Genomic DNA, 24,657 nt, shown 5'->3' with positions numbered 1-24,657 from the left:
ACCACATACCCGGCGCATAAGCAATGGCCCGTCTGCGGATCGACAACCCGACGGCGCGCGCCCTGTGGCTGACATCACATGGCCTTGCGCAAACACCGACCGGGCCCCTCGATACGCCAGGTATGATAAAACAGCTTGGCTTTGTGCAACTGGACACAATCCAGGTCGTTTCGCGGGCGCATCACCATATCTTATGGAGCCGCAATCAAAATTACCGCGAAACCATGCTTGACCCGCTGTTGCGGACCAAACGGCAGGTGTTTGAACATTTCACCCATGACGCGTCGGTCCTGCCCATGGATTTTCTGCCCATGTGGCAACGCCAGTTCCGGCGCATGAAGGCCAAGGTGGGCGGGTCCTCCTGGTATGGAAAATACCTTGACCCGGACCTGATCGCCGATGTGACACAGCGCATCGCCGAGGAAGGCCCGCTTTGCACGAAAAACTTCGACACGCGGGTCGCCGGCGAAAAGACGATGTGGAAACGCCCGCCGCATAAGATGGTGCTGGACTATCTTTGGTATGCCGGGGTGCTTGCGACCTGCCATCGGGAAAGGTTTACAAAATACTACGATCTTGCTGAGCGTGTCTTCCCGCAAGACATTCCCGAACTGTCCGATCAGGATCAGATCACCCAACTTTGTCGAACCGCGCTGGAGCGTATCGGCTTTGGAACCTTGGGCGAGATTCGCAAATTCTGGGACGCCTGCGAGGTGGATGAGGTAAAGGCCTGGGCCGAAAGGGACGCGGCAAACCTGATCGAGGTAGAGGTCGAAGGCGTGGATGGAAGCTGCGTTACGGCCTGGGCCTGCCCGGATATTGAGGAGCGTATCCAAAACCTGCGCCCCCCGACCTCCCGGATGCGGATCCTCAACCCGTTTGATCCCGCCATCCGCGACCGTCCCCGCGCAGCGCGGTTGTTTGGCTTTGACTATACGGTCGAGATGTTTGTCCCGGAGGCAAAGCGAAAATGGGGGTACTACATATATCCCTTGCTGGAAGGGAACCGGTTTGTGGGCCGGGTTGAGGTCAAGGCCGACCGGCAAAAGGGCACGCTGACGCTGTCCCGGTTCTGGGCGGAAACCGACCGGCTGCGCACGCCCAAACGGGCCGAAAAGCTGGGGGCAGAGCTATCTCGCCTGGCCAAACTGGCTGGGGTAAATCAGGTGCTTTGGCGGTTGGAGTGATTCTGCGGATCATCCGAACAGGGCCCTTCAGGATGCCCCGCGTCCGCAGTTCTGGCCCGTAAGACCCACCTGACATTTGACGCGCGTCGCAGCGCGGCCTAAGACCCGGTCCAAATGTCAGGGAAAGACGCCATGGCCGCCATCGACACACCGCGCAGTTTTCAGGAAATCATCCTGCGTTTGCAGACCTACTGGGCCAGCAAGGGCTGTGCCATCCTGCAACCCTATGACATGGAGGTCGGGGCAGGCACGTTTCACCCTGCCACCACCTTGCGCAGTCTGGGCGACCAGCCCTGGGCGGCGGCCTATGTCCAGCCCTCGCGCCGTCCGACCGATGGGCGCTATGGTGAGAACCCGAACCGGTTGCAGCATTACTATCAGTATCAGGTGCTGATCAAACCCAGCCCGCCGGATTTGCAGGAACTGTACCTCGGGTCCCTGCAGGCCATCGGCATCGACATGGAGATCCACGACATCCGCTTTGTCGAGGACGACTGGGAAAGCCCCACGCTGGGCGCCTGGGGGCTGGGCTGGGAGGTCTGGTGCGACGGGATGGAGGTCAGCCAATACACCTATTTCCAACAGGTCGGCGGGTATGACTGCCACCCGGTCTCGGGCGAACTGACCTATGGGTTGGAGCGGCTGGCAATGTATATCCTTGGCGTTGATCATGTGATGCAGATGCCTTTCAATGACCCGCAATCACCGATCCCGCTGACCTATGGCGATATCTTCCGCCAGACGGAGGAAGAGTATTCGCGCTGGAATTTTGACGTCGCCGATACCGACACCCTGCTGAAGCATTTTGAGGATGCCGAGGCTGAATGCGCGCGTATCCTGGCCGAACCGGCAGAGGACCCCAAGACCGGCAAACGCATCATCATGGCCCACCCGGCCTATGATCAGTGCATCAAGGCAAGCCATGTGTTTAACATGCTGGATGCGCGCGGCGTGATCTCGGTGACCGAACGGCAGGCCTATATCGGGCGGGTGCGTGCGCTGGCCAAGGCCTGCGCGGATGCCTTTGTTCAGACCGAGGCGGGTGGCCAGGCGGCATGAGCGGGCGCATTCTGGCAGGCGGGATGGTGATCTTTGCAGCCGTGTTCGCGGCCGCCTTATGGTATTTTCAGATCTACGCCTATTACCTGCGGGTCGATGGGCTGACCAGCGTTTCGGTGCAGGGTCGGGATATCGCGGTGCAGGACTATACTGGGATTGACGCCGATACCTCGCCCAACAAACTGCGCGGTTGTTTCAAGGTGGATCCGGCAGCGTTTGAGGGTGTTCCGCTGGCAAAAGACCCCGAACCGCTGGTCGCCCCCGGCTGGTTCGACTGCTTTGACGCCCACGGCCTGTCTGCGGATATTGAGGCAGGCAAAGCCGTGGCCTATCTGGCCGCTGACGAAACACAGCCCGGCGCGCAGGGTTATGAAATTCACCGCATGATTGCCGTCTATCCGGATGGCCGCGCCTATATGTGGCGCCATTACAGGGAAAACTGATGCCCGATTTGCTGATCGAACTGTTTTCAGAAGAAATCCCGGCGCGCATGCAGGCGCGCGCGGCGGCTGATCTGAAAAAGCTGGTGACCAATGGTCTGGTCGAGGCGGGCCTGACCTATGGCGACGCCGCCGCCTTTGCCACACCGCGCCGCCTGGTGTTGAGCGTCGCGGAATTGGTGGGTTCGTCACCCACCCTACGCGAAGAGCGGAAAGGTCCGCGCGTGGATGCCCCGGAGAAGGCGCTGGAGGGGTTCTTGCACTCCACCGGGCTGAGCCAGGATGATCTTGAACAGCGCGAGGACAAGAAGGGCGCTGTCTGGTTCGCCGTGGTCGAAAAGCAAGGCCGCCCCGCCGCAGAGATCGTGGCCGAGGTGCTGGAGGCGACCATCCGCACCTTCCCCTGGCCGAAATCCATGCGCTGGGGCAGCGGAGCTTTGCGCTGGGTCCGGCCGTTGCAATCCATCCTTTGCATCCTGACCGACGAAGAGGGGGCAAAGGTGGTGCCGGTGGAGGTTGACGGCATCAAGGCAGGGGACCGGACCGAGGGGCATCGGTTCATGGCCCCGGCCAGCATCGCCGTGACCTCTTTCGAGGATTACACCGAAAAACTCCGCAAGCATCACGTCATTCTGGATGGCGAGGAGCGCGCCCGGATCATCTGGCATGACGCGGAACAACTGGCCTTTGCCCAGGGTCTGGACCTGGTCGAGGATAAGGGCCTCCTGGCCGAGGTGGCCGGGCTGGTCGAATGGCCCGTGGTTCTGATGGGAGAGATTGGCGCAGATTTTCTGGACCTGCCGCCAGAGGTGCTGCAAACCTCGATGAAAGAGCATCAGAAGTTCTTTTCGGTAAAGAACCCCAAGACCGGCTGGATCGAACGCTATATCACCGTTGCCAACCGGGAAACCTCGGACAATGGGGCGACCATCCTTGCGGGCAACAGCAAGGTGCTGGCCGCACGTCTGGCGGATGCGAAATTCTTTTGGGAGAATGACCTGCGCACGGTGGAGCGGAACGGCCTGACCGGCATGGCCAAACCGCTGGAAAACGTCACCTTCCACGCTGAACTGGGCACGCAGGCCGAGCGGATTGAGCGGATTGCGGCACTGGCGCGGGAGATCGCCCCGCTGGTCGGGGCTAAGCCGGATCAGGCGGCAGAGGCCGCACGGATCGCCAAGGCCGATCTGGCCTCGGAAATGGTCTATGAATTCCCCGAACTGCAGGGGATCATGGGGCGGTATTATGCGCAGAAGGCGGGCCATGACCCGGCGGTGGCGCAAGCCTGCGAGATGCACTGGAAACCCTTGGGCCCCTCGGATGAAGTGCCGTCAGAGCCGGTGTCCGTTGCCGTTGCTTTGGCCGACAAGATTGATACGCTGACGGGGTTCTGGGCGATTGACGAGAAGCCGACGGGCTCGAAGGACCCTTATGCGCTGCGGCGGGCGGCCCTAGGCGTGGTAAACCTATTACTGAAGAATAATTTCTCAGTCTTTATTTTCCAAGTTGTTGTGAATTCTGCTAAAATCCAAATCGAACAGAAAATCAAGCAGGGTAGTACATTTGTAAGTCGTGGTGAAGAGCGGCAAAAAATTAAGAGCTATGATGAGGTCGACGAAAAGTATTCTGATTGGGATATTCGAATCTCTAGAAAGAATTTTTTCGCCGAGGGCAACCTTTTTGAAAAAGATGACATTTTTACTATTAAGATAGAACGGCCAGCTACGGTAGCCTCTGACCTCCTCTCCTTCTTCGCCGACCGCCTCAAGGTCCATCTCCGCGACGAGGGTATCCGCCACGATGTCATTGATGCCTGTTTCGACCTCGGTGGGCAGGATGATCTGGTGCTTCTGGTCAACCGGGTGAAGGCGCTGCAAGCGTTCCTCGGCACCGAGGATGGCGCCAACCTGCTGGCGGGTTACAAGCGGGCCAATAATATTCTGCAGGTCGAGGAAAAGAAGGACGGGGTCGAATACTCGCTGGACCCGGACCCGAAACTGGCCGAGCAGGCCGAGGAAACCGCACTGTACGCCGCCCTCGACACAGCCGAAGCCGCGATCACCCCAGCGCTGGAAGCCGAGGATTTTGCCGCTGCAATGACAGCCATGGCGGGCCTGCGCGCGCCGATTGACGGGTTTTTCGATCAGGTGACGGTGAATGCCGAGAACCCGATTGTGCGTCGCAACCGCTTGTGTCTGCTGCACCGGATCAGGGCGGTGATGAACCGTGTCGCGGTCTTCTCGTCCATTGAGGGGTAGGCGCAGCGGTTGAGTTTGTGCTGCACGGGCGAACAGCCCGGACGCGGCCCGTGGTGCATTTCCCGTTGGGTTGGTGTCGACCAATCGCCAATACCAACCCCATTGCGCCCCGGAAATTCCTGCCTATGCTGCGCTGCACCCTAGATCGCAGGAGGCCGCTTTGGGCGAGCCGCTTTATCACCCGCTGGACGCTTTGCCCGCCGACGCCGAAGTTGGCGCGCGCGCGGCGCGTTTGGCGGTGGCGGCACGGTTGGGGTTGCCGGTGCCTCCGGCGCTTGCACTGACGGAGGGGTGCGTTGATGCTGTGGCGCAAAACGGCGTGCCGGATCTGCCGCCGGATTTGCCGGGGCGGTTCATTGCGCTGCGCTCCTCCCCCCGTGATCCGCTTTGGGGGGGACCACCGGCGTTTCTGAATCTGGGAATTTGCGAAGACACGCTGCCGGAGCTGGCCGATGCGATTGGTATGGTCCCGGCGCTGCGGTCCTATCGCCGCCTGATCCAGACGTTCGGCACGCGCATCCATGGGCTGGAGGCCGAGGATTTCGAGGCGCTTTATCACGACCGCGAAGACAAGGCAGCGTTAACCGAGGCTTCCGCGCGCCGTCTGATCGACGCGACACTTGCCCTTTATGAGCAGGAACTGGACGCGCCCTTTCCGCAGGGTCCGGCCGTGCAGCTGAGCGCCGCCATCACCGTGATGGCCCGGGCCTGGCATGCGCCCTCGACCAAGATACTGCGCCAGGCCAGTGGCGCGCCGGACGATGCCGGGATGGGGCTGATTGTGCAGCGGATGGTTTTTGGGCTGGGCGCGGGCGGTGTTGGGCAGTTTCAACTGGTTGACGGCGATGTCGGGCATGCCGCGCCTGCTGGCATGTTTCTGAGCGACCTTCAGGGTCCGGATATGGCACGGCGTGGCCGGAGGGACCTTTGTCCCTTGCCCTGTGACGGCATGCCGCCCGAGGTCGCCGAAGCACTGACACCTGCCGCCGCACGGTTGCGCGATGCCACTGGCGATCAGCAGGCGCTATACTTCACGGTCGAAGGGGATCGTCTTTGGCTGACGGACTATCTGCCGGTGCAGCGGTCTGCGGCGGCGGCAATCCGCATTGCCGTTGATCTGGCGCGTGCGCAGGTCATCGACCGGGATGCGGCCCTGATGCGGATCGAGCCGCGCCAACTGGCCGAAACCCTGCATCCGCAGATTGACGAGGATGCGGCGCGTGATGTTTTTGCGCTGGGGGTTGCGGCCAGCCCTGGTGCGGCCTGTGGCCCGATCTGTTTTTCATCCGAGGCGGCGCAGGCTGCCCATGCGCAGGGTGAAGCCGCGATTTTAGTGCGTAACGAAACCACGCCCGAGGATATTCGCGGCATGCATGTGGCGGCGGCGGTTTTGACGGTATCGGGCGGGGTAACCAGCCATGCCGCGGTGATTGCCCGTGGCCTTGGCGTGCCTTGTGTGGTGGGGGCCTCCGACCTGCGGATTGATGCCGCCCGCGGCATTCTTCGGGCCGCTGATGGGCGGGAGTTTCGAGCCGGTGATCTGGTGACGCTGGATGGCACAACCGGGGAGGCGCTGGCGGGGCAGGTGAAGATGCGCCCGGCCTCCATGACAGAGGCATTTGAAACGTTGATGGCTTGGGCGGACGGAGCGCGGCGTTTGAAGGTGCGCGCCAATGCCGATACGCCGCTTGATGCCCAGATGGCACGGCGCTTTCGGGCGGATGGGATTGGGCTGTGCCGGACCGAGCACACCTTTTTTGACGGCGACCGGATCACTGCAATGCGTGAGATGATCATCGCGGAAACGACGGATGAACGGCAGCGCGCGCTGGATCGTCTGCTGCCGATGCAGCGTGCTGACTTTGAGGAACTGTTTGAATGTATGCCCGGACAGCCAGTGACGATCCGCCTGCTGGACCCGCCGCTTCACGAGTTTCTGCCGCAAAGGAAAAAAGACGCCAGGGCGCTGGCCCAAGCGACGGGTCTGCCGGTTGAGAAAATCCTGTCGCGGACCAAGGCGCTGGCCGAGGTCAATCCTATGCTGGGCAAGCGCGGCGTGCGTGTCGGTGTGACCATGCCGGAAATCTACGACATGCAGGCTCGCGCGATTTTCGAGGCCGCCCTTGCCGCAGGAGGGCGGGCAGGGGCCGAGGTCATCCCCGAGATCATGATCCCGCTGGTATCGGCCAACCGCGAGGTGGAACTGATCGCCAAACGGGTCGAGGCTGTCGCGGCCTCAATCGCGCGGGAGCGTGGTGCGCGTATGACCTTCAGAATTGGCGTGATGGTAGAAACACCGCGTGCCGCGCTGCGCGCCGGTGATCTGGCTGAAACCAGCCAGTTCCTGAGCTTCGGCACAAATGACCTGACCCAGATGACCTATGGCCTCAGCCGCGATGATGCCGGGCGTTTCATGCGCGATTATGTGGCGCAAGGTGTTTATCCCGAAGATCCCTTTCATACCCTGGACCTTGAAGGTGTAGGAGAGTTGATGCTGATGGCGGCACGGCGCGGGCGCGAACAGAACCCTGAACTGGTGCTTGGTCTTTGCGGTGAACATGGCGGTGATCCAGCCTCGATCAGGTTCTGTGAATTGGCCGGGTTTGACTATGTTTCCTGCTCTCCCTACCGGGTGCCGACGGCGCGGCTGGCATCAGCACAGGCGGCCATTTTGGCGAATCGGGTATAGAGTTTGGGGCCTCCTCTGTACGTAGAGAGGTGTAAATTGTCACATCGCCTATTTTGGTCCCATGTGTTTATAAACCTCAACACTTTGTGGAATCCCCATGACTCTGAAAGATAATTTTGGTTTGGTCATCATTCCTTGGCCGGGCGGCCCATCACCGGTAAGCCTTTTTCGGTAGACTCTCTGCATTTTAGCGGGTCATAAGCTGCGCAATCTCAGCATCGTTGCGGTGCAACAAGGTTCGCCATTGTTTTGGGTGAAGCAGAGGTAAGGTCAATGGTACGCTACGTCAAAGCCCCACAGCTTCTGCGGCGGTCACAAGCCTTTTTAATTGCCGCAGCGGCTTTTCTGTCGCTTTCTGCGGTATCTCCGACTGCGCATTATGACATGCGCAATGCGCGTGTTCTGTCCTGGTCGCCTCTTGTGATGGAAGTGCCGCTTCGCAGCCCTGAGACGGCGAATAAAGTTGCTGAGCAGATCTCTGTCGTTGACCAGCAGCAGCGGATGTCAGAACTGCCGGTGCTGCTACCGAATGATGGTATCGCCTATCGAGCTGCGCTTTCACCGACCAGATTTGGCCCGCCGCGTCAGTTGAGCAGAGATGCAGGCACCGCGATTGCTGCCCTTTCGGCGCAGGATATCGATACCAGACTGCTTTATTCCCTTTCGCAGGATGCTGTTGAGGATATTTCTAGACTGAAAACCCGCGGCTTTCAGATCGAGCGTATGGACCACCTGCCGCCGGCCACTGGCGATGCTGAATGGGCATGTTTGACCGAAGCGCTGTACTTTGAAGCTCGAGGCGAAAATCTGAAGGGACAGATGGGGGTGGCCGAAGTGATCCTGAATCGGGTCGAATCCGCGCGCTATCCCGACACGGTTTGTGGCGTGGTTAATCAGGGATCATCGCGCCGGAATGCCTGCCAGTTTTCTTTTAAATGCGATGGTCTGCCAGAGCGGTTCTCGGAACCGAAAGCGTATGAGCGCGTTGGCAAGGTGGCGCGCGTTATGCTGGATGGACACAAACGTACGCTGACCGATGGCGCGACGCATTACCATACCACTCAGGTGCAGCCTGGCTGGTCGCGTCGCCTGACCCGCACCGCCCAAATCGGCGTGCATGTCTTTTATCGACGTGCCTCGCAAACGGCGATGAACTAAAGCGTTTCGGGATAAACCTGAGACAAAAGATTATCCTGAAACGCAGTGATAAGCCTATATGGTGTATGCGTTTCGATTTTATGTGATGTCTCAAGGTAAACTCGAAACGCTTTAGGCTGCGGTTGAACCTGCGATTTCTTGTCGCTAGGACTTATCCCTGAAATTGGGGATCTGCGCTGATGGACAAAACCTCTATGGCCTTCGAAACGCCGATGGCCCGGGCCAAGGCAACCGGTGGCACGGCACTGCTGGATCGTATCTCGGTCCGCGATCATGTGCGCGAGGTGGAAATCGGCGCGTTTCGGTCCGAACGTGGTGTGACGCAGCGCATTCGTTTCAATGTTGTGCTGGAAATCGCCAGCCATTCCGCCGCTGCAGATGACGATGTAGACAAGGTGGTGTCTTATGACGCCATTACCCAGGCGATCACCGACATTCTGGCCGCCCAGCGGATCAACCTGCTGGAAACCCTGGCCGAGCGTCTGGCGGCGCAAATCCTGCAGGACCCGCGCGCGTTTCGTGTTTTTATCCGGATCGAGAAACTGGATCGCATCCCTGGCGCGCTGGGGGTAGAGATCGTGCGCAGTCGTCTGCCCGATGGGGCCACCAGTATAGCGCCGGTGACCGAACCTGATGAACCCAAGCAGGCGACACGGGCACCAAGGGTGGTTTTCTTGTCATCCGAAGCTTTGGCCGCTCCGACGCTGCCCCATTGGCTGGATTTCATTGTCGATGATGGCCCGGCAGTGATCTGCGTGCCACCGCAGCCCGGCTTTGCCTCCGCATTGAGCGGAGAGCCCGGCTTGCGCCAGATGCTTTTGTCCATCGAGCAAAGCTGCTGGGATCTGGCCGCACAAGACCCCCGAATACTGGTCGGCGATACAAGGACCGAGATTGATTTTGCCCTGCGCGCTGGCCAGACAGTGGTCTGGGCACCGCAGCGCCTGCTGACGGCAGCTGTGCCGCGCCCTGACATATCCTCGGTCCCTCAGCTGGCCCTATGGATCGGCAAAACGCTGGGGGCACGGGCCGTGCATGTCATCGGCGGGGCCGAGATGCCCGACGGGGCCCAACATCATGCGCCAGGTACCCCCGAGGCGTTTGCTGAATGACAACTTATTATCGGCCGATTGCAACCACCGACCGGGCCCAGCCTTCGGCGGTGCCGCTAGCGGGCGGACCGGTGCGTTTTGCTGAGGTGGAATGCCTGTCACGTGACGCTGTGGCAAAGGTTATCCCGGCCGCCGATCTGCCGGATGATGTCTATCAGCGTCTGACAGCAGAACGCCCGCCGATCTGTGGTCTTAGCCTTGATCAGGTGCGGGTCATGGCCATCCTGAATGTGACCCCCGACAGTTTCTCGGATGGAGGGCGGCACGGCGACGGGGCGGATGCGCTGACACATGCGAAGCGCCTGATTGATGAAGGTGCGGATATTCTGGATATCGGCGGAGAATCGACACGCCCCGGAGCAAGTTTCGTCGAAACGCAGGATGAAATCGCCCGAACTCAGCCCGCGATTGAAGCGGTGCGCCGGATCAGCGATATCCCGATTTCTATTGACACTCGGAAGGCTGCTGTGGCGCAGGCTGCGATTACGGCTGGGGCGGGTGTGTTCAACGATGTCTCGGCCTTGCAGTTTGATCCAGAAAGCCTGCGTGTTGCAGTTCAAACCGGTGTGCAGGTCTGCCTGATGCATTCTGGCGGCGACCCTGAGACCATGCAGGAGGACCCGCGCTATGATGACGTGTTGCTGGATGTCTATGACAGCCTGGCCGAGCGGATTGCCGACTGCGAGGCTGCCGGCATCCCGCGTGCACGGATCATCGTTGATCCAGGCATCGGTTTTGGCAAGACACAGGCGCATAACCTGGCCCTGATCCAGGGGCTGTCCCTGTTTCACGGGCTCGGCTGCGCGATCCTGCTTGGCGTGTCGCGCAAACGGCTGATCGGGCAGATCGGGCAAGCGCCAGAGGCGATGAAACGCCTGCCCGGCTCCCTCGCGATTGCCCTTGAGGGCGCGCGTCAGGGCGTGCAGACGCTGCGAGTTCATGATATGGCCGAGACAAAACAGGCCGTCCGTTTGTGGCAGGCCATGCTGTGAGGGCAACATGAGCAGAAAATATTTCGGCACCGACGGTATTCGCGGCCTTGCGAACACACATCCGATGACGGCCGAGATGGCCTTGCGTCTGGGCGCCGCTGTTGGGCGGTATTTTCAACATGGACGGCACAAACACCGGGTGGTGATCGGCAAGGATACGCGGCGTTCCGGCTATATGCTGGAATATGCAATGACGGCGGGCCTGACCTCGGTCGGGGCCAATGTGCTGCTGCTGGGGCCAGTGCCGACGCCTGCTGTGGGTATGCTGACACGCTCTATGCGGGCGGATCTGGGGGTGATGATATCGGCCTCTCACAACCCTTATCATGACAATGGCATCAAATTCTTCGGTCCCGATGGGTTCAAACTGTCCGATGAGGCAGAGCTTGAGATCGAGGCCTTGTTGGATGGTGAGACAGAATTGGCCGAGGCTGCCGATATTGGCCGCGTGAACCGGATCGATGGCGACAGGGCGCGTTATATCGAGTTTGCCAAGACAACGCTTCCCTCCGACCAGCGACTGTCGGGCCTGAAGATTGTCGTTGATTGCGCCAATGGCGCGGCCTATCGCACCGCGCCTGAGGTCCTGTGGGAACTGGGGGCCGAGGTGATCCCACTGGGCGTTGCGCCCAATGGCTACAATATCAACAAGGAGTGCGGGTCGACCAACACCCGGTTGGCGGCAGAAACCGTTGTCGCGCATGGCGCTGATCTTGGCATCGCGCTGGATGGCGATGCGGATCGGGTGATGATCCTGGATGAAAAAGGCAAGGTCTGCAATGGCGACCAGCTTATGGCGCTGATTGCAGGTCTGTGGGCTGACCAGGGACGCTTGGCGCAGGGCACGCTGGTGGCAACGGTGATGTCCAATCTGGGGTTGGAGCGGTACTTGAATGGGCGTGGTCTGCATCTGAAACGCACAGCTGTCGGTGACCGCTATGTGGTCGAAGCGATGCGTGCCGGTGGCTTTAATCTGGGCGGAGAGCAGTCGGGCCATATCGTGATGACCGATTATGTCACCACCGGCGACGGTCTGATCGCCGGGTTGCAGTTTCTGTCTGCAATGGTAGCCAGTGGCAAGCGTGCCTCGGACCTGTCGCGCAGTTTTGAGCCTGTGCCGCAATTGTTGGAGAATGTGCGCTTTGAAGCCACCGCCGACCCGCTGTCCCGTGAGGCTGTTCAGGCCGCAATCCGCGATGGCGAGGCCCGCTTTGGCGACCGGGGGCGGTTGCTAATCCGCAAGTCCGGGACCGAGCCGCTGATCCGCGTTATGGGCGAATGCGAGGATGTCGACCTGCTGAAGGAGGTCGTGGGCGCTATTGCTGCAGAGGTGGCGCAGGGTTAGCGGTCTTTGCTGCCGTTACCCTTCTGCCGCGAAGGGGGCGACACTGCCTTTATCAAGGGCAGGGAAGCGCGTTGGCCATGGCAGCATCATCGAACGGACCCACAACCTGGATGCTTGGCTTTCCATTGGTCAGTGTCACGCTCAGGATCTGACTCCACGCAGCATCGACAAGGATCAGCTCTGGGGCGTTCCCGCAATGGCGAACCCCGCCCGAGATGAAAGCATCCCCAATCCGGTGATTGGTGACGCCGGACAGTTCGGCAATTTGCACCAGCTTGCCACCGCGAAGGGTCACAATACGCAGCACCTTGCCCAGATGCGGCGTTTCCACATATGCAATATCCGCCTGCCCGTCGCCGTCGAAATCGGCAATGCCCGCCGGGGCCAGCCAGCGGTGGCGGCGGCCAATCGGATCGGTTGCTGCGATTTTGGTTAGTGTTGCGCGCGACCCGTCGACAAAGCGGGCGCGATAAATCGCCAACTGCGCGCCGCGGGCCATGTCGGTTTCCACGACAATGATTTCCGGCCTGCCGTCGCCGTCGACATCTGCAATCCGGGGCTCTATATCCTCGAACACGCGATCTGCAGGCAGGTCCAGGACCGCCTCCATATGCTCCACCGCTGCGACCAGTCGACCATATTCGACATCATCGCCAAGAACAGCATGATCATAGCGGGTCGTCGCGTCGTCGAAATAAGCGCCCATCCGGTAGCCGTCTGTCACGCCGACGCGCTGGCTTTCGGTTTGCGCCGAAAGCGGGGCCGCCAGCAACAACAGGGCTGCGATCAGTCTCAAATCTGTTTCTCCGGCATCTGAACGATCAGGCCATCCAGATCATCCGTGACGCGCAGCTGGCAGGTCAGACGCGACCGCGCCGGGTCTGGTTGCCAGGCGAAATCCAGCATGTCCTCTTCCATCGGGTCCTTGGCGGGGAGTTTTTCGACCCATTCGGGATCAACATAGACGTGGCAGGTGGAACAGGCGCAAGCGCCGCCGCAATCAGCTTCGATGCCGGGGATGTTGTTGTCGCGCGCACCTTCCATCACGGTCATGCCATTGGCGACCTCAACATCATGGCGGGTGCCTGTATGCTCAACATAGGTAATCTTTGCCATCTTCGGTCCTTATCTCTCGCAGGGCGGAGATTTAGTGGCTTTGCCCAGATTTGCAAGCCGCGCCTGCCGCTTTGCAGGTTGGGGTAACACTTTGTTCAGTTAACCAAAGGTTAAGGGATGTTTTGAATTTTATGAAAACCTGTGGGACTTTCCGGCCAGTTAAAGAAGGTCGAGAGTTCCATGCTTACCATCCGTGCCACCGATATCGGTTTTCACATCCGCTCGCCGCTGGATCAGCCGCTTGCCCCGAATGTGTTCCTGAACGCGCCTGTCAATGCATCGGGGACAATCCTTTTTGATCCGGAAATGGGTGGTTGGATAACCGAGGAAAGCCTGCGCTATTCAGAGTTTGGCGTCATGGTAGAGGTCGGTTCTTTGACCAATGGATCGGTAACGGTTACAGGGGTCACCTATGGCCGAATGGTCGACGGGCAGATGCAGGTCATCGGTATGCTGGATCTGGGGGCCGGGCTGACTGTAGCAACCTATCTGGATAACCCGCTGGCGGGGGCTTTTGATACGTATTTTGCCGATATCGGTGCCGCGCTGGCTGATCTGCTGCAATCGGACGGGTTCAGATTTATCGGCGGGGCTGGGGCGGATGTGTTCGACCCAGGTCGAATGGTATTGCCGACCTATGGTCCGGTGGTGCTGCTGGGGCGTGGCGGCGATGACATTCTGCATGGCGGGCGCACCGATGATGTGATCCGGGGCGGGTCCGGCGATGACATATTGATCGATAACGGTGGTACGAATGACCTTCGCGGTGGGCACGGTGATGATGTGATCCGGCTGGGTGTCTGGTCCGAGGGAAGCGTCGCCCGTGGCGGCGGGGGCGATGATCTGCTGGTATCATCCAATGGCTCGGACCGCCTGCATGGCGGGCGCGGTGATGACCGGATCGAAGGGCATCGCGGCAATGATGTGCTGGCCGGAAGCTGGGGCAATGACTGGCTGGATGGTGGTGAGGGGGCGGACCGGCTGCGCGGCGGCGCAGGCGACGATGTGCTGACCGGCGGCTGGGGGGCAGACCGGTTTGTCTTCCGCAGTAATCAGCCCGGAAATGACCGCATTACGGATTTTGAGGACGGGCAGGATCGCATCGTGCTGCGCGGCGTTGCGGGCGGGTTCGCAGGGCTGGATATGGCCGAGACCGAAGCGGGGGTCGTGATCACCCTGGATGAAGACAGCACGATCCTGGTGCAGGATGTTACGCTTGATCAGATGGATGCGGATGATTTCATCTTCTGACAAAAAAAGGCACCCGAAATGGGTGCCTTTTCGATTGGTATAGGGCTAGGCGCGTCAGGGCGTGATCGCGACAAAGCGCGGTGCGCCGCCGCGATTGACCAGCATCAGCACTGATTTGCGACCAGCCTCCTTCGCATCTTTCAGCCGTGCCTCAACGTCGGAGGGCACCTGGATCGGCTGCTGGCCGATCTCGGTGATCACGTCACCGGCGCGCAAGCCCTTTTCAAAGGCTTCGGACGCTTCATCTATCTCGGTCAGCGCCACCCCGCGCAGGTCCTCGTCCACGCCATATTTCTCGCGGAACTCAGGTGTCAGCGGGGCCAGCGTCATGCCAAGGATGGTCAGTTCCTTGATGTCCTTGCTGACGCCTGTGTCACCGCTTAGCGCCTCTTCGGCACTTTTGCGGTGGCCAAGGGTCACAAGCACGGTTTCGGTTTTGCCCTCGCGGAAGATCACAACGCGTGCTTTTGCCCCGATATCGGTCTCTCCGACCATACGAACCAATGCTCTTGTGTCCTTAACGTCGGCGCCATCAAAACTCAGGATCACGTCGCCAGACAGGATGCCAGCATCTTTGGCCGGACCATCGGGCACATCCGTGACCAACGCGCCTTTTGCCGTATCGAGACCCAGCGCCTCGGCCACATCCGGGGTGATGTCCTGGATCGAGACACCCAGCCAGCCGCGCCGTGTTTCGCCGAACTCTTTCAGTTGATCGACCACATTGGTGACGACGTTCGAGGCCATGGAGAACCCGATCCCAATGGACCCACCCGTGGGTGACAGGATTGCGGTATTCACGCCGATCACATCCCCATCCATGTTAAAGAGCGGCCCGCCGGAGTTCCCGCGGTTGATCGCAGCATCTGTTTGGATGAAGTCATCATAGGCCCCCTGCAGTGACCTGCCGCGCGCGGACACGATCCCGGCCGAGACCGAAAACCCCTGACCCAGCGGGTTACCGATGGCCAGTACCCAATCGCCGACGCGGGCGGCATCGCTGTCACCAAACTGCACAAAGGGCAGGGGGGCGTCAGGTTCTACCTTCAGCAGGGCGATATCGGTCCGGGGGTCGGTGCCGATGATCTTGGCCGGTAGTTCCTTGCCGTCGCCGAAGAATTCAACAAGGATTTCATCGGCGCTTTCAATCACATGGTTGTTGGTGACGATATAACCATCGGCCGAGATCACGAAACCAGATCCCAGGGCCGAACCGCGACGCTGGCGGTCGCGTTCCCCGGGATCCATAAAATCGTCAAAGAAGTCTTCCAACGGCGAGCCTTCGGGAACCTGCGGCATCTGGCCCAGCCCATCAGCCATGATGGTCGTCGTCGTGATGTTGACCACTGCTGGGCTTAGTTCTTCGGCCAGATCGGCGAAGCTGTCGGGCCGGGCAAATACGGCCTGAAGGCTGGCGATCAGCATGGCAATGGTCAGGAAAGCAAAGGCAAGCGGGCGCAACATGGCGTTGCTGGTAACCGTCTCTGCCTTTGCAATTCGATTGGTGTTTGCGTTCACGAGGAACCCTCCACTATGAGAACAAGTTAGCTTGTGATGTGTAATACGTCGCAGCGAATGCAATCAGTTCCGTCAGATTTGCACTTCTAGTTTACCGGTTGTTACGTCGCTGGCAATGCCGCAAACGCTTAGGTTTGGGCCAGCCATAACAGGCAAGCACCCAGCAAAAGGATACCCAGACCCATCCAGCGGCGGGTTTCGACGGGCAGTTCGGCCAGTATGCGCAACAGCTCGCTTAAACGACCAGGGGCCAGTGCAAGCACCAGCCCCTCGAACACAGCGACAAAGCCCAGACCCAGGATCAGGTCATTCAGCGTCACGCTGCGTGTCCGTTTTCAGATACTCAAAGAACTCGCTGTCTGGTGCCATGACCATCGAGGAATTGCCTTGTTGCAAGGCCTTTTCATAGGCCTGAAGAGAGCGGTAGAAGGAAAAGAACTCAGGATCTTTTCCGAAGGCTTCGGCGAAAATTTTGTTGCGCTCTGCGTCAGCCTCACCGCGGATGACGTCAGCGTCACGTTGTGCCTCCGAGACCAGCTCAACCGCAGTCCTGTTCGCCAGTGCCCGGATGCGCTGTGCGGCTTCCTGGCCCCGCGCGCGCTCGTCCGCGGCTTCTCTTTCACGTTCGGCCTTCATTCGGTTGAATGTCTCTGTTCGCAGCTCTGGTGTGAAGTCTGCGCGTTTGATCCGAACATCAATCAACTCAACCCCAAACTCACGGGCCTGTGTGATGGAGGCATTGCGAATGCTGGTCATCAGCGTTGCACGGTCGGCAGACAAAACATCATTCGATGGCACGTTGCCGAGAACTTCACCCAAAGAGTTTCGCAGAATATCCTGCAGCTTCTGTTCAGCGTTGTCGACGCTACCAGCAACACGCTGGCGGAACAGAATAATGTCGTCGATGCGCCACCGTGCGAAGGCGTCGATGACCAGACGCCGGTTGTCAGACAGGGTAAAGATGTCCGACGGGGTGTCCAGCGACTGAATACGGGCGTCGAAATACTCCACCTCCTGAATGAACGGGACTTTGAAGGCGAGACCGGGTTTTTCAACCGGGCGTTTGATCTGGCCAAACTGAATGACCAGCGCCTTTTTCCGCTCATCCACAACGAATACAGAGCTCAGTGCTGTGACCGCGACGATTACCAGAACGGCGATGAAGATAAATGTCCTGTTCATTGGCTCGCTCCGGGGTTGCGACGCAGTTCATTCAACGACAGGTAAGGGACGACACCCTGACCACCACCTGGTTGCTGATCGATGATTACCTTATCGATGGCACCCATGACTTTTTCCATGGTTTCCAGATAAAGCCGCTTTCGGGTCACCTCGGGGGCTTGCAGGTATTCGGTCAGAACGGCGCTAAAGCGGCTTGCCTCACCTTTCGCCTGGTTGACCACTTCGGCACGGTATCCTTCGGCTTGTTCCAGCAATTCGGCCTGTCGACCACGCGCACCAGCAAGTTTCTGGTTGGCATAGGCGTCCGCTTTGTTGCGCAAGGTGACCCGTTCCTGTTCGGCGGCCTGCACGTCATCAAAGGCAGCGCGTACCGCATCGGGGACGAATTCGTTGTCAAGGTTGACACGCACAATCTCAACCCCGGCTTCGTACTGGTTCAAAGCTTCCTGAATGTTTGTTTGGACGTTGCGCGTTAACTCAGGACGGCCAATGGTCAGGATTTCGGACAGTTCTGATTGTGCCGCTAGTTCCCTCATAACGGAGGTAGAGACTGCTTTGATCGTGTCTTCCTGATCTGCGATCTTAAACAGGAAGTTCTTGGGGTCAGAGATACGCCAGACCACATCAAAGCCAATATCGATGAAGTTTTCGTCTCCGGTCAGCATCAGGCCGTCGTCTCCGCGACCGCCGACCTCGATGGTATTCTCACGCTCAACCACCAGCTTTTCATAGGTTACAAGCGGCCAGGGTGCGAAGTTCAGGCCAGGTTGGCCGATGGAGCTGAATTTGCCCAGGAACAACTCAACCGAGCGTTCATCGGGCCGCACGGTGTAAAAGGACTTGAACAGCCAAAGGCCCAGAACGGCAATTGCGATCAGAACCGCACCACCCTTGCCGATGCCGCTGCCGCCATCACCGCCGCCCCCGCCAGAGCCGCGCCCGCCCATCAGCACACGCAGATGTTCCTGGCCCTTGCGGACCATATCGTCGATATCGGGTGGGCGATTGCCGCCACCAGGGCGGCGCGGCGGTTCGCGGTCGCCCTCATTGTCGCCACCGCCACCCCATGGGCCGCGTCCGTCGCCCCCGTTATTGCCGCCGCCGCCCCAGGGGCCGCCTGACATCTTGAATATCGGCATTGTCCGATCCTTGTTGCTCTGGTCCAGGTCGTTGCAACCTAACTGTATATCCCGATCCTGGAGTTCAAGGTCAACCGCGAACCGGATCGCGCAGCGTCACCAGTTCTTCGGCTGCGGTGGGATGCACCGCCATTGTGCGGTCGAAATCCTGCTTGGTTGCTCCCATTTTTACGGCGATGCCGACCATCTGGATCATTTCACCGGCCGCCGGGCCGATGATATGGACCCCAAGCACCTTTTGCGAGGGTTTATCGATAATCAACTTCATCAGCATGCGCTGATCACGCCCGGCAAAGGCGTGGAACATCGGGCGGAACGCTGTGCGGTATATCTCTACCTCATGCGTGTCTCGCGCCTGTTCCTCAGACAGGCCGACGGTGCCGATTTCCGGCTGGGTGAAAATGGCCGTCGGGATCAAGTCGTGATCTGCGGGGGTTGGATTATCTTTGAAAACGGTTTCAACAAAAGCCATACCTTCGCGGATCGCCACGGGTGTCAGCGCCACACGGTCGGTGATATCGCCGACCGCGTGGATCGAGGGCACCGCCGTTGCCGAATAGGCGTCCACCTTGACTGCGCCGTTCGATGCCAGCTCTACCCCAGCCTCGGCCAGACCAAGCCCTTTAGAATTGGGTTTACGGCCCGTCGCATAAAGAACGACATCGAAATCGTCTTGCGTTCCGTCCGAGCCATGCACCTTTAGCGCTGTGTCGTTTTTCTCGATCCGTGTCACATCATGCCCGACACGCAGGTCGATGCCCTTCTTGCGCATCTCCTCGGCGATGTGATCGCGGACCTCATTGTCAAAGCCGCGCAATATCTGGGTGCCGCGATAGAACTGCATCACCTTTGACCCCAAACCGTTCATGATCCCGGCGAATTCGCAGGCGATATAACCGCCGCCAACGATCAGAATGCGCTCAGGCTGTTGTTTGAGGTCGAATATGTCGTTCGACGTGATCGCATGTTCGATCCCCGGAAGAACTGGCAGGAACGGTGTGCCACCCGTGGCCACCAGAATATGGCGGGCCGTTACCGACCGGCCGTCGGACAAGGTCACGGTGTTCGGACCGGCGATTGTGCCCCGCGCACGGATAATCTCGACCCCGGCTTTTTCCAGATTGCCGGCATAGGCCTTTTCCAGGCGATCAATCTCGGCATCTTTCTTGGCGATGAAACCGGGCCAATCAAACGCGCCTGCGGTCAAGTCCCAGCCAAAGCCGCGTGCGTCTTCGGCCATCTCGGAAAAGCCAGATGCGAACACCATCAGCTTTTTTGGTACGCAGCCGCGGATCACACAGGTGCCGCCATAGCGAAACTCCTCGCACAGGCCCACCTTCTGGCCCGCCATTGCGGCCCAGCGGGCGGCGCGTACACCGCCCGAGCCGCCGCCGATGACAAACAGGTCATAATCGCTCACGCATTGTCCTCCAGGTCTGCCAGGGCGGTCATCAACGCGTCCAACCGGTCCATATCGTCGATATCCGCCATTTCATCATCCTCATCCGCATAGACGAACTGGGCTTCACCAGAGGGCGCGCCAATCACAACTGTGTCAGCAATGTCGATGAACAGGCCGGTTTCGACCACGCCGGGCAGGGACAACAATGCCTCGCTCAGCGCGTCGACGTTATCAATTTGCCCCATATGGATATCCAGCAAGGCATGACCCTCATCGGTGACAAATCGCGCATCGCCGTCCATCCGCCAGGCGGTGTCCTTTGGCCCCACGCTGTCGGCAAGACGTTGTTCGATCATGGCGCGGGTTGTTTCGCGTCCGAACTGGACAATTTCGACCGGCAACGGAAAGGCCCCGAGCTTTTCTACACGCTTTGACGGATCGGTGATCACAACCATCCGGTCCGATGCGATGGCGACAATCTTTTCCTGCAGCAATGCGCCGCCGCCGCCTTTGATCAGGCTGAGCAGGGGATCAAACTCATCCGCGCCGTCAATGGTCAGATCCAGCCGACCCAGATCGTCCAGATCGCTGATTTCCAGACCCACACGCTGCGCCAGCTCCGTTGTCACAGACGAGGTGGCCGTCGCCCGGATCACCATGCTTTCAATCTTGTTGCGCGCGCCCAGAAGCCGCACTAGCCAGGCTGCGGTAGAGCCGGTGCCAAGGCCCAGCTTCATTCCGTCCTCGATCAGGCTCATAGCGTGATATGCGGAATAAAGCTTGGCGCGTTCTGGCGGAGAGAGGCGGTTAATCATGGTATGCACCCGGTCTTTATGTCGGTTTGCGTCGGACAATAACGGTTGTATTCCCCGGGCGCGAGGCGATTCTCGGTTGCGTAATGCGGGTCGGATCGTCAAATGCTGTGCGGCAGGTGCAGATAGCGCGGAATGAAAGACCAAAGCCATGTTTCTGAGTATCTTCCAGTTGTTCAAGGTCGGCGTGGGGCCGTCCAGTTCTCATACGATGGGACCGATGATTGCGGCTGCACAGTTTCTGGATCTGTTGCGGGATGGCGGGCAGAAAATCCCCGGGGCAGGGGAGCTGGCACGGCTGGGCTGTCGTCTGCATGGATCGCTGGCGTTCACCGGCAAGGGGCATGCGACCGACAAGGCGGTGATGTTTGGTCTGGCCGGGTTCGTACCGGATGCTTTTGATGCTGACCGCGCCCGTCAGGCAGAGGCGGATATCTTGCGCACCGGTCAGCTTCACGTTGAAGGACTTGGCACGCTGACCTTCGCCCCAGAGCAGGACATCGTGTTCGATTTTGGCCCGCCGCTTCCCGGTCACACCAACGGTATAGTGCTTTCGGCCTATGATGGCAACGGAACGCTTTGGGCTGAGGAAACGTATTATTCTGTTGGCGGCGGGTTTGTCCTGACCGCAAGAGAGATGTCACGCGGCGACGTACCCGCCGAAGACGTAAATGTGCCGTATCCCTTCGCAACGGCCGCCCAGATGCTGGAGATGGCCGAGACATCGAGGCTGAGCATCGCTGAGATGAAACGCCGCAATGAAGCTGCGGCGGGTCATTCCGGTCTGAAGGAAGGGATGGAGCGGATTTGGTCCGTGATGGAGGCTTGCATTGATCAGGGCCTGTCCGAGGATGGCATCCTGCCCGGCGGGCTGAATGTCCGCCGCCGCGCCAAAGCGATCCACGATGCGCTGCAGGCCGAGCGGGGGCGCAATCTGGCCGCGCCGCACACGATCAACGACTGGCTGTCGGCCTATGCCATGGCCGTCAATGAGGTGAACGCCGCAGGCGGGCAGGTGGTCACGGCCCCCACCAATGGGGCCGCCGGTGTCTTGCCAGCGACTTTGCGATACTATCTGGATCACGTGCCCGGTGCGACGCGCGAGCGGATCGGAGAGTTTCTGCTGACTGCTGCGGCGATTGGCGGGCTGATAAAGTCCAACGCCTCAATCTCGGGCGCCGAAGTCGGATGTCAGGGAGAGGTCGGCTCAGCCGCTGCGATGGCCGCAGGGGGCCTTTGCGCCGTGCTGGGCGGCACGCCGCAACAGATCGAAAATGCTGCCGAAATCGCGCTGGAACATCATCTGGGAATGACCTGCGATCCGATCAAAGGCCTGGTCCAGGCACCCTGCATCGAACGGAACGGATTGGGTGCGATCAAGGCCGTTTCGGCAGCCTCGCTTTCGGTTCGGGGGGATGGCACGCATTTGGTTTCACTGGATGCCTGTATCGAAACGATGCGCCAGACCGGGCGCGATATGCACGCAAAATACAAAGAGACCTCGCAGGGCGGGTTGGCGGTAAATGTGCCGGATTGTTAGGCTCAGGATCCACAGCCATTAAACGAGGGAAGCCACGAATGGGATGGCAGAAAGGGTGTCTTTAACACCTGTTTTATTGGGTTGCCACGCGCCGCCGATCCCTGGGTCGGTCGAATATGCTCTCAATCCGATTGCGCCGTTCGGCTCATCACCAAGGTTCTGTATTGTCGATCCTGCGTGATCTTGTGGCGAGGGATGAGGATATTGACGGCCTATCGATGGTCAAGGCAAGTTGGGCGCGGATGTGGGAGGACGGTTCTGTGGTTGTTGCCAACGATCCAAGTTGGAAAACCCTTGCTGAGATGGCCTGTGCGGCGCGGCGCGCGTTGCTGAACGGGCTGGAAGCGCTCGCGATCCATGACGATCCGACAAAGAGTGTTTCGTGTGCACATCGGCTGAAGATGCTTTGTTTGTCAGAGTGTGCGCAAAGTACGGAAAGCTATGTGGCAGAGAGTAGCGGTGTGGGCGAAGTCCTTACGCATCCTGCGCGGGCGGTCGGCCGATGATCCTGTGCTGCGGCGAAGCGCTGATTGACATGATCCCGATGCAAAGCGTCGAGGGCGAACCGGGATTTACACCCCATTCCGGTGGATCCGTGTTCAATACGGCGATTGCTCTGGGTCGGCTTGAGGGGCAGGTCGGGATGTTCACAGGACTTTCCTCGGATTTTCTAGGCCGACAACTGGATGCCGCGTTGCGCGTCAGCCATGTTGATACACGTTTTGCCGTGGTGTCAGACCGCCCAACCCCCCTTGCTTTTGTCCAGCTTTCGGCAGGCCAGGCATCGTATACCTTCTACGACGATAACTCGACGGTGCGCATGTTGGGGCAAAGTGATTTGCCCGACCTGACGGATGAGATAACAGCGCTCTATTTTGGGGGTATCAGCCTGTGTCAGAACCCGGTCGGAGATGCCCTAAGATCATTGTGTGAAATGGCAGCAAAAAATCGCGTGATTGTTCTGGACCCGAATGTGCGGCCAAACTTTGTTGAGGATGTCGATACCTATCGGACCCGTTTGCTTGCGATGATTTCGCGTGCGGATATTGTCAAAGTCTCGGACGAGGATCTGAATTGGATTTATCCGGGCACCCAATCGCTGGAGGAAAAGGCAGATGCCCTTCTGAGCGCTGGAGCATCGGTCGTGATCCTGACACGTGGTCATCTTGGGGCTACGGCAAAAACTCTGTCAGGACAGACAGCCTTTGCTCCTGTGCCAAAGGTTGCTGTCGTTGATACAGTTGGCGCAGGTGATACGTTTAACGCAGGCTTTATCGCCAAGCTGCAAGAGCTTGGTTTATTGAGTAAGGAAGCCCTGCAAAATATCCAAAGCGCAAGCTTAGAAGAAGCGCTCAGTTTTGCGGCCAGAGTTGCTGCGATAAATGTATCCCGCGCAGGTGCCAATCCACCTTGGTTAAATGAAGTTGAAACATCTAGCTAGACTTAGGAATTCTGTCTTTCGACGCCTGATCCTAAAACCATCGGATATTGAGCCGGGCAAAAATTACCAAGAATGGAAACATGACAGGACCTGAGTTAAGGGCCTGAAGCGATGCCAATTATACCAACTTTAAGTCGATGGCTGATCTGTCACTTTTCTGAGAGATAAGTTGAGCGTTAACAAGGTCATTCCCCAATGCGCGTTCCTGAGCTTTCTGTCGGGTTAAGCCATGGTCGAGCCATCTTTGAATGAGGCGTTCTTCGAGAATATCGATCGCGGGTTCAATAAAAATCGTCAGAGACCAAAACTTGTGCAGGCCACGCCATTCCGGGGCATTTAGGAATAGGTAGTTTCGGTTGCGCAGGTTGCACGTCGGTATTCGATGAACGCCAACCCACCGCCTTCGCCGCCGTCTCGGGTGCGGGACGGGTCTTATGATGGTGGGTCGAAGAAGGCGAAAGGTAAGTCGTCTGACGATACGTATGGCGGGTCTTCGAAGAAGGGTGGCAAGAAGTATAGTAGCCCGAACGAAGACCCGCACGGCCGCTCGCATGATGACCCGCGCTATACAGGTCCGCAGCCGGTTCTGCTGGACCTTGACGGTGATGGTGTTTCGATCACGGAAGCGCAGAATTCGAGCATCTATATGGATGCGACCGGGGATGGCCTGAAGAACCGGACGGCCTGGGCCGGGGCTGGTGACGGGGTGTTGTTCTATGACCCGGACGGGAAGAACGCTATTGTCGAAAAGCGGCAATATGTGTTCACCGAGTGGGACCCGACGGCGGGGTCGGATATGGAGGCGCTGGCCTTGGTGTTTGACAGCAACGGGGATGGGGTGCTTGCTAAGTTGGCCTTGTGCCGTGTGGGGCAATATGAAAGTTTGATGTCTTGACCTTAGAGCACCGTCCATTTAATCTGCAACATACCCGGCAGCCTTGAAGAGATTTCGGCACTCGTCTGGTGGGAAGAGGTCGCATGTTTGTGCAACGGATTTGAAAAGCGCTTCGAAGGTG

Annotated in this window: 22 protein-coding genes; 14 read left to right on the top strand and 8 right to left on the bottom strand. The window is 59.2% G+C overall.

Annotated elements, in window-relative coordinates:
- Window positions 1-23 precede the first annotated feature (23 nt).
- The 9 genes from ACW9UQ_RS12585 (at window position 24) to glmM (ending at window position 12,240) form a co-directional block, all read left to right on the top strand.
- The gene (locus tag ACW9UQ_RS12585; protein ID WP_458931369.1) at window positions 24-1,187 is read left to right on the top strand and encodes a winged helix-turn-helix domain-containing protein; all 1,164 of its coding nucleotides are present in this window, start codon (window positions 24-26) and stop codon (window positions 1,185-1,187) included.
- Between the two features lie 114 nt (window positions 1,188-1,301).
- Window positions 1,302-2,246: a glycine--tRNA ligase subunit alpha gene (locus tag ACW9UQ_RS12580; RefSeq protein ID WP_458931368.1), complete on the top strand. Its 945-nt coding sequence runs from the start codon at window positions 1,302-1,304 to the stop codon at window positions 2,244-2,246.
- Window positions 2,243-2,689: a DUF6446 family protein gene (locus ACW9UQ_RS12575; protein ID WP_458931367.1), complete on the top strand. Its 447-nt coding sequence runs from the start codon at window positions 2,243-2,245 to the stop codon at window positions 2,687-2,689. The genes ACW9UQ_RS12580 and ACW9UQ_RS12575 overlap by 4 nt, the downstream gene beginning before the upstream one ends.
- A complete protein-coding gene (gene glyS, locus ACW9UQ_RS12570; protein WP_458931366.1) occupies window positions 2,689-4,944 on the top strand; it encodes a glycine--tRNA ligase subunit beta in 2,256 nt (751 codons plus the stop codon). The genes ACW9UQ_RS12575 and glyS overlap by 1 nt, the downstream gene beginning before the upstream one ends.
- 160 nt (window positions 4,945-5,104) lie before the next feature.
- Window positions 5,105-7,633, top strand: a complete 2,529-nt coding sequence (locus ACW9UQ_RS12565; RefSeq protein WP_458931365.1) for a putative PEP-binding protein — start codon at window positions 5,105-5,107, stop codon at window positions 7,631-7,633.
- A 273-nt stretch (window positions 7,634-7,906) separates the two neighbouring features.
- Window positions 7,907-8,791: a cell wall hydrolase gene (locus ACW9UQ_RS12560; RefSeq protein ID WP_458931364.1), complete on the top strand. Its 885-nt coding sequence runs from the start codon at window positions 7,907-7,909 to the stop codon at window positions 8,789-8,791.
- A 179-nt stretch (window positions 8,792-8,970) separates the two neighbouring features.
- Window positions 8,971-9,903: a dihydroneopterin aldolase gene (locus ACW9UQ_RS12555; RefSeq protein ID WP_458931363.1), complete on the top strand. Its 933-nt coding sequence runs from the start codon at window positions 8,971-8,973 to the stop codon at window positions 9,901-9,903.
- Entirely contained in the window at window positions 9,900-10,895 is a 996-nt protein-coding gene (gene folP, locus ACW9UQ_RS12550) for a dihydropteroate synthase (RefSeq protein ID WP_458931362.1), read from the top strand. The genes ACW9UQ_RS12555 and folP overlap by 4 nt, the downstream gene beginning before the upstream one ends.
- A gap of 7 nt (window positions 10,896-10,902) precedes the next feature.
- Window positions 10,903-12,240 carry a phosphoglucosamine mutase gene (gene glmM / locus ACW9UQ_RS12545; RefSeq protein WP_458931361.1) on the top strand — a complete coding sequence of 446 codons (1,338 nt, stop codon included), beginning with the start codon at window positions 10,903-10,905 and terminating at the stop codon, window positions 12,238-12,240.
- A gap of 52 nt (window positions 12,241-12,292) precedes the next feature.
- On the opposite strand, the gene ACW9UQ_RS12540 is transcribed toward glmM, so the two are convergent.
- Together ACW9UQ_RS12540 and ACW9UQ_RS12535 are read right to left on the bottom strand one after the other, a co-directional pair.
- Window positions 12,293-13,036 (bottom strand): FG-GAP repeat domain-containing protein, encoded by a 744-nt coding sequence (locus tag ACW9UQ_RS12540; protein ID WP_458931360.1) that lies wholly within the window; start codon window positions 13,034-13,036, stop codon window positions 12,293-12,295.
- On the bottom strand, window positions 13,033-13,356 hold the full coding sequence (locus ACW9UQ_RS12535; RefSeq protein ID WP_458931359.1) for a 2Fe-2S iron-sulfur cluster-binding protein: 324 nt from the start codon (window positions 13,354-13,356) through the stop codon (window positions 13,033-13,035). The genes ACW9UQ_RS12540 and ACW9UQ_RS12535 overlap by 4 nt, the downstream gene beginning before the upstream one ends.
- Before the next feature lie 180 nt (window positions 13,357-13,536).
- On the opposite strand from ACW9UQ_RS12535, the gene ACW9UQ_RS12530 reads away from it, so the two are divergent.
- Window positions 13,537-14,607 (top strand): calcium-binding protein, encoded by a 1,071-nt coding sequence (locus ACW9UQ_RS12530; protein ID WP_458931358.1) that lies wholly within the window; start codon window positions 13,537-13,539, stop codon window positions 14,605-14,607.
- 54 nt (window positions 14,608-14,661) lie between these two features.
- On the opposite strand, the gene ACW9UQ_RS12525 is transcribed toward ACW9UQ_RS12530, so the two are convergent.
- From ACW9UQ_RS12525 to rpiA, 6 genes are all read right to left on the bottom strand, one after another.
- Window positions 14,662-16,071 carry a DegQ family serine endoprotease gene (locus ACW9UQ_RS12525; protein WP_458931377.1) on the bottom strand — a complete coding sequence of 470 codons (1,410 nt, stop codon included), beginning with the start codon at window positions 16,069-16,071 and terminating at the stop codon, window positions 14,662-14,664.
- A 182-nt stretch (window positions 16,072-16,253) separates the two neighbouring features.
- Window positions 16,254-16,445 (bottom strand): DUF2065 family protein, encoded by a 192-nt coding sequence (locus ACW9UQ_RS12520; protein WP_458931357.1) that lies wholly within the window; start codon window positions 16,443-16,445, stop codon window positions 16,254-16,256.
- Window positions 16,432-17,307, bottom strand: a complete 876-nt coding sequence (gene hflC / locus ACW9UQ_RS12515) for a protease modulator HflC (RefSeq protein ID WP_458931356.1) — start codon at window positions 17,305-17,307, stop codon at window positions 16,432-16,434. The genes ACW9UQ_RS12520 and hflC overlap by 14 nt, the downstream gene beginning before the upstream one ends.
- On the bottom strand, window positions 17,304-18,446 hold the full coding sequence (gene hflK / locus ACW9UQ_RS12510) for an FtsH protease activity modulator HflK (RefSeq protein ID WP_458931355.1): 1,143 nt from the start codon (window positions 18,444-18,446) through the stop codon (window positions 17,304-17,306). The genes hflC and hflK overlap by 4 nt, the downstream gene beginning before the upstream one ends.
- 70 nt (window positions 18,447-18,516) lie before the next feature.
- Window positions 18,517-19,866: a glutathione-disulfide reductase gene (gene gor, locus ACW9UQ_RS12505; protein ID WP_458931354.1), complete on the bottom strand. Its 1,350-nt coding sequence runs from the start codon at window positions 19,864-19,866 to the stop codon at window positions 18,517-18,519.
- Window positions 19,863-20,663, bottom strand: coding sequence for a ribose-5-phosphate isomerase RpiA (rpiA, locus tag ACW9UQ_RS12500; protein WP_458931353.1), 801 nt, complete (start codon window positions 20,661-20,663; stop codon window positions 19,863-19,865). The genes gor and rpiA overlap by 4 nt, the downstream gene beginning before the upstream one ends.
- A gap of 148 nt (window positions 20,664-20,811) precedes the next feature.
- On the opposite strand from rpiA, the gene ACW9UQ_RS12495 reads away from it, so the two are divergent.
- The 4 genes from ACW9UQ_RS12495 to ACW9UQ_RS12480 all read left to right on the top strand — a co-directional run bounded on the left by ACW9UQ_RS12495 (window position 20,812) and on the right by ACW9UQ_RS12480 (window position 24,536).
- On the top strand, window positions 20,812-22,200 hold the full coding sequence (locus ACW9UQ_RS12495; protein ID WP_458931352.1) for an L-serine ammonia-lyase: 1,389 nt from the start codon (window positions 20,812-20,814) through the stop codon (window positions 22,198-22,200).
- 164 nt (window positions 22,201-22,364) lie between these two features.
- Complete coding sequence (locus tag ACW9UQ_RS12490) at window positions 22,365-22,706, top strand: hypothetical protein (RefSeq protein WP_458931351.1); 342 nt, start codon at window positions 22,365-22,367, stop codon at window positions 22,704-22,706.
- Window positions 22,703-23,641, top strand: coding sequence for a carbohydrate kinase family protein (locus tag ACW9UQ_RS12485; RefSeq protein ID WP_458931350.1), 939 nt, complete (start codon window positions 22,703-22,705; stop codon window positions 23,639-23,641). The genes ACW9UQ_RS12490 and ACW9UQ_RS12485 overlap by 4 nt, the downstream gene beginning before the upstream one ends.
- Before the next feature lie 382 nt (window positions 23,642-24,023).
- Window positions 24,024-24,536: a hypothetical protein gene (locus ACW9UQ_RS12480; protein ID WP_458931349.1), complete on the top strand. Its 513-nt coding sequence runs from the start codon at window positions 24,024-24,026 to the stop codon at window positions 24,534-24,536.
- Window positions 24,537-24,657: the final 121 nt, after the last annotated feature.

The organism is Halovulum sp. GXIMD14793, from assembly GCF_054457435.1.
Note: the sequence above shows the minus strand (reverse complement) of the source record. Positions and strands in the feature narration are given on the sequence as shown.